General features: G+C 67.0%; 4 protein-coding genes. 1 reads left to right on the top strand and 3 read right to left on the bottom strand.

Going from position 1 to position 5,377, the window contains the following annotated elements; all coding sequences use genetic code 11:
* Nucleotides 1-237: 237 nt before the first annotated feature.
* The 3 genes from lolA to ACY0MJ_RS22235 all read right to left on the bottom strand — a co-directional run bounded on the left by lolA (nucleotide 238) and on the right by ACY0MJ_RS22235 (nucleotide 4,181).
* Entirely contained in the window at nucleotides 238-873 is a 636-nt protein-coding gene (lolA, locus tag ACY0MJ_RS22245) for an outer membrane lipoprotein periplasmic chaperone LolA (RefSeq protein WP_462640747.1), read from the bottom strand.
* 149 nt (nucleotides 874-1,022) lie between these two features.
* On the bottom strand, nucleotides 1,023-3,359 hold the full coding sequence (locus tag ACY0MJ_RS22240) for a DNA translocase FtsK (protein ID WP_462640746.1): 2,337 nt from the start codon (nucleotides 3,357-3,359) through the stop codon (nucleotides 1,023-1,025).
* A 147-nt stretch (nucleotides 3,360-3,506) separates the two neighbouring features.
* Complete coding sequence (locus ACY0MJ_RS22235) at nucleotides 3,507-4,181, bottom strand: Crp/Fnr family transcriptional regulator (RefSeq protein WP_171563639.1); 675 nt, start codon at nucleotides 4,179-4,181, stop codon at nucleotides 3,507-3,509.
* A 157-nt stretch (nucleotides 4,182-4,338) separates the two neighbouring features.
* Here ACY0MJ_RS22235 and trxB point away from each other — a divergent pair, with 157 nt between their 5' ends.
* On the top strand, nucleotides 4,339-5,289 hold the full coding sequence (trxB, locus tag ACY0MJ_RS22230; protein ID WP_462640745.1) for a thioredoxin-disulfide reductase: 951 nt from the start codon (nucleotides 4,339-4,341) through the stop codon (nucleotides 5,287-5,289).
* Nucleotides 5,290-5,377: the final 88 nt, after the last annotated feature.

Raw genomic sequence — 5,377 nt, 5'->3', positions numbered from 1 at the left:
GGATGACAAGGCATCGGTTGTCATTGCGGGCGCCAGGTTGTCATTGCGGGCTTGACCCGCAATCCACCGGTGGCGCACTGCCACGCATGCATGGATCCCGGGTCACGCCCGGGATGACAAGGCATCGGCTGTCATTGCAGGCGCCAGGTTGTCATTGCGGGCTTGACCCGCAATCCACCGGTGGCGCAGTGCCACGCATGCATGGATCCCGGGGCAAGCCCGGGATGACATCCTCATTCAATTCGCCTGGACCACGTCCGCGCCCTTCGGCGGCGTGAAGCGGAAGGCGTCCGCGTTCACGCCCGCATTCACCTGCATCCCCGTGAACGTCAGCACCGACCGCTGCCCGAAGCTGTCCAGGATCTCCAGCGCCGCGAGCTGGTCCCCGCGGAAGCCCACCTTCATGTTCGTGAGCTGGCCTTCCTTCTGCTTCGGCGTGGCCTGCACCCACTGCAGGCCGCCTTCGTCCGGCAGCGCCTGCAGGTCGAAGTCGCGCTTGAGCGTCTCGAGGTCGGGCGATGCAGCGATCAGCGCCGCGGGCGTGGAGCCGAGGACCTTGGCCTGGCGGCGCTGGCTCACCTGGTTCAGGTCCTTGTCGTAGAGCCACAGCGTCTGGCCGTCGGCCACGATGGTCTGCTCGAAAGGCTTGCGGTACTCGAAGCGGAAGCGGTTCGGCCGCTGGAAGTCGAAGGTGCCGCTGGAATGCTTGGTCTTCCCGGCCTGCCCCTGGCGCGAAGGACCGGTGATCACCTGCGTGAATTCCGCGTGGCCGGACTTGGCCGTGCGGACGAAGTTCTCCAGGCTTTCCATGGCGCCGGCATGGGCGGCGAATGCGCTGACGGACAGGAGGGCGGCAAGAATGGTCTTGTTCATGAATGTCTACAAGGTTGTCATTGCGGGCTCGACCCGCAATCCACTGGTGGCGTGGTGCCACGCATGCATGGATCCCGGGTCAAGCCCGGGATGACATGGGTTGATTGTCGGTTGGGTTGCCCCCGCCCGCTGGAGTTCGTTACCGAACGTTATTCCGCTCGGCCGGGCACCAGGATTTCACGCTGGCCGCGGGCGTTCATGGGACTGACGAGCCCGGCCTTTTCCATGGCTTCCAGCAGGTTCGCCGCCTTGTTGTAGCCGATGGCCAGGTGGCGCTGCACCAGGGAGATGCTGGCCTTCTGGTTCTTGAGCACCACCTCGACCGCGCGGTCGTACAGCGGATCGCCCTCGCCGCCACCGCCCTCCCCGCCCGCGAGCGCGCCGCCGTCCTCGCCATCGACCGTGCCGCCTTCCAGCACGCCCTCGATGTAGTTCGGCTCGCCGCCCTGCTCCTTGAGGTAGGCGACGACGCGGTGCACTTCCTCGTCGCTCACGAAGGCGCCGTGCACGCGCACCGGCAGGCCGGTGCCGCTGGCCATGTAGAGCATGTCGCCCATGCCCAGCAGCGCCTCGGCGCCCATCTGGTCGAGGATGGTGCGGCTGTCGATCTTGCTGGAGACCTGGAAGGCGATGCGCGTCGGGATGTTGGCCTTGATGAGACCCGTGATCACGTCCACCGACGGGCGCTGCGTCGCCAGCACCAGGTGGATGCCGGCCGCGCGCGCCTTCTGCGCCAGGCGGGCGATCAGTTCCTCGATCTTCTTGCCGACCACCATCATCAGGTCGGCCAGTTCGTCGATCACGACGACGATGTAGGGCAGGCGCTCCAGCGGCTCGGGGCTCTCGGGCGTCAGGCTGAAGGGGTTGTAGATGAACTGTTCCTTCGCCTTCGCCTCGTCGATCTTGTTGTTGTAGCCGGCGAGGTTGCGCACGCCCAGCTTGGACATCAGCTTGTAGCGCCGCTCCATCTCGGCGACGCACCAGGTCAGGCCGTTGGCGGCCTGCTTCATGTCGGTGACCACCGGCGCCAGCAGGTGCGGGATGCCTTCGTAGACCGACATCTCCAGCATCTTGGGGTCGATCATCAGCAGGCGCACGTCGCGCGCCTCGGCCTTGTACAGCAGGCTCAGGATCATCGCGTTGATGCCGACCGACTTGCCCGAGCCGGTGGTGCCGGCCACCAGCACGTGCGGCATCTTCGCGAGGTCCGCGACGACCGGGTTGCCGACGATGTCCTTGCCCAGGCCCAGCGTGAGCTGCGACTTCGCCTCGTTGTAGGCCTGCGAGCCGAGGATCTCCGACAGCTTGATCGCCTGCCGCTTGGCATTAGGCAGCTCCAGCGCCATGTAGTTCTTGCCCGGGATGGTCTCGATCACGCGGATCGATACCAGCGACAGCGAGCGCGCCAGGTCCTTGGCGAGGTTGACGATCTGCGAGCCCTTCACGCCCGTGGCGGGCTCGATCTCGTAGCGCGTGATCACGGGGCCCGGCGCGGCGGCGACCACGCGCACCTCGACGCCGAAGTCCTTGAGCTTCTTCTCGATCAGGCGCGAGGTCATCTCCAGCGTCTCGGCCGAGACCGTTTCCTGCCGGCCCGATGCGCCATCGAGCAGGTCCACCTGCGGCAGCTTGCTGTCGGGCATCTCGGTGAAGAGCGGCTTCTGCCGCTCCTTGGCGACGCGCTCGCTCTTGGGGACGTCCACCACCACCGGCTCGATCAGCACGGGCGTCGGGTGGTGCTCCTCGATCTCGATGCGCTCTTCCTGCAGCGTCTCCTCGCGCTCGCGCGCGGCCCGCTGGCCGAAGGCGAGGTCCTGCGCCAGCTCGCGCTTGTTGCGCCGCGCCTCGATGAAGCCGTCGATGGCCGCGCCGATGCGCTCGGCCACGTGGCTCCAGGAGAAGCGGAACACGATGGCGGAGGCCAGCACCATCAGCGCGATGGCCACCAGGCCCGAGCCGTTGAATCCCAGCCAGTTCATCGCGAGCGGGCCGGCCAGCCAGCCGAGCGCGCCGCCGGCGTGGTCCGGCAGGCGCGGCTCGAAGCGGTACAGGCGCGACCACTCCAGCGCGCTGCTGGCGACCAGCAGCACCGCCAGGGCGATCCAGAAGGCGGCGCGGCCGTGCAGCCACCGCTGCGGCTGCGCGCCGGGCACGGGGTGGTCGCCGCGCATCCAGCGGGCGAGCGAGGCCAGCCAGGCGCGCAGGCCGGCGGCGAAGCACCACCACACGCTGTAGCCCAGGAGGAAGAAGCTGCCGTCGGCGAGCCAGGCGCCCAGCCGGCCGCCCCAGTTGCGGACGGGGCTGCCGTCACCGGAGGTGGAGAAGGCCGCGTCGGCCGGGGAGTGGCTCGCCAGCGCGAGCAGCCAGAACACCAGGGCCGCGGCCCCCAGCACCAGCGCCGTCTCGTGGGCAAAGCGCGCCAGCCCGACGCGCGGTCCGGAAGGCGCCTGCGCGCCGTCCGTGAGGGTGTTGAGCGAGTACGTCATGCGCAGCCGCGAGCTTAGCGCAGCGGAAGCGGGTCACCCCGGAAAGGCCATGTCATCCCGGGCTGGACCCGGGATCCATTGGTGGCGAACCAACACCCGTGGATTGCGGCTCAAGGCCGCAATGACAAGGGATGTGCAATGACGGACTTACCCGAGCGTCGTCAGCCGGTCCTTCACCAGCATCGACCCATCCTCCCGCGTCTCGATGAACCCGCGGTCCTCCAGGTCCTTCATCACGCGGCTGACCATCTCGCGCGAGGCGCCGACCATCTTGGCGATGTCCTGGCGCGAGATGCGCTCGCGGATGGTCATCAGGCCCTCGCGGTCCGGCTGCGCGAATTCCAGCAGGGCGCGGGCGACGCGGCCGTACACGTCCATCAGGGCCAGCGACTCGATCTTGCGGTCCGCCTGGCGCAGCCGCTGCACCAGCCCCTTCATGATCGCGTACGACATGGAGCTGTTCTCGGGCAGGCAGCGCGCGAACTCGGCGCGGCCCAGGGTCAGCATGTCGGTCTGCACCTCGGCGCGGCAGGTGGCCGAGTGCGGCTCGTTGTCGATGAGGCTCATCTCGCCGATGTAGTCGCCGGGGTTGAGCGTGGCCAGGATCACCTCGCGGCCGCGCTTGTCGGAGGTGACCACGCGCACCCGGCCGGTGAGGATGATGAAGAGGGTGTTGGTCTTCTCGCCCTGCTCCACGATGGTCTCGCCGCGCTTGAAGCGCCTCTTGATGACCGCATCGGCAACCGCCTCCGCCTGGTTGGAGGTCAGCAGGGCAAACAAGGGCACCCGGCGGATCAACTCCAGGTTGGACAGCATCGACATGTTCTAAATCCCTTCCGCGTGGCGACCCGTCATGGGTTCTTACAATCGCTCTGATGAAAGCGGCGCAAGCCTGGGCCCTTGCCGCATGCTTGATACTTCGCGAATCGGCCAGAAATGTACACCGACCTGTGGCGTTTCCCACACAGGTTTTCCACCCATGAACGACAAGCACGCCAAAGTCCTGATCCTCGGCTCCGGGCCGGCCGGCTACACCGCCGCCGTCTACGCCGCACGCGCCAACCTGCAACCCATGCTGATCACCGGCATCGCGCAGGGCGGGCAGTTGATGACCACCACCGAGGTGGACAACTGGCCGGCCGACGTGCACGGCGTGCAGGGCCCCGAGCTGATGCAGCGCTTCCTGGAGCACGCCGAGCGCTTCAAGACCGAGATCGTGTTCGACCACATCAACAAGGTCGACCTCGCGAAGCGCCCCTTCACGCTCACCGGCGACAACGGCACCTACACCGCCGACGCCCTGATCATCGCCACCGGCGCCTCGGCCAAGTACCTGGGCCTGCCCTCGGAGACGGAGTTCATGGGCAAGGGCGTGAGCGCCTGCGCCACCTGCGACGGCTTCTTCTACCGCGACCAGGTCACGTGCGTGATCGGCGGCGGCAACACCGCCGTGGAAGAGGCGCTGTACCTGTCGAACATCGCCAGCAAGGTCTACCTGGTGCACCGGCGCGACAAGTTCCGCGCCGAGCCGATCCTGGTGGACAAGGTGATGCAGAAGGTCGCCGAGGGCAAGATCGAGCTGAAGCTGTTCAAGACGCTGGACGAGGTGCTGGGCGACGCCACGGGCGTGACCGGCATCCGGCTGAAGGACGTGAAGACCGGCGAGACCGAAGACCTGAAGCTGCAAGGCTGCTTCATCGCGATCGGCCACCAGCCGAACACCGAGATCTTCCAGGGGCAGCTGGAGATGAAGGACGGCTATATCATCACGAAGACGGGGTTGAACGGCTTCGCGACGATGACGAGCATCCCGGGCGTGTTCGCGGCGGGGGACGTGCAGGATCATGTGTACCGTCAGGCGATCACGAGCGCGGGGACGGGGTGCATGGCGGCGCTGGATGCGCAGAGGTTTCTCGAGCAGCAGGAGTAGTGCCGCGCCACCATGGATTGCGGGTCAAGCCCGCAATGACAAGTCAAGGGTTGCATGGATTGCGGGTCAAGCCCGCAATGACAAGTCA

The organism is Ramlibacter sp. bp-362, from assembly GCF_054956735.1.
This window is presented reverse-complemented; position numbering and strand designations above follow the sequence as displayed.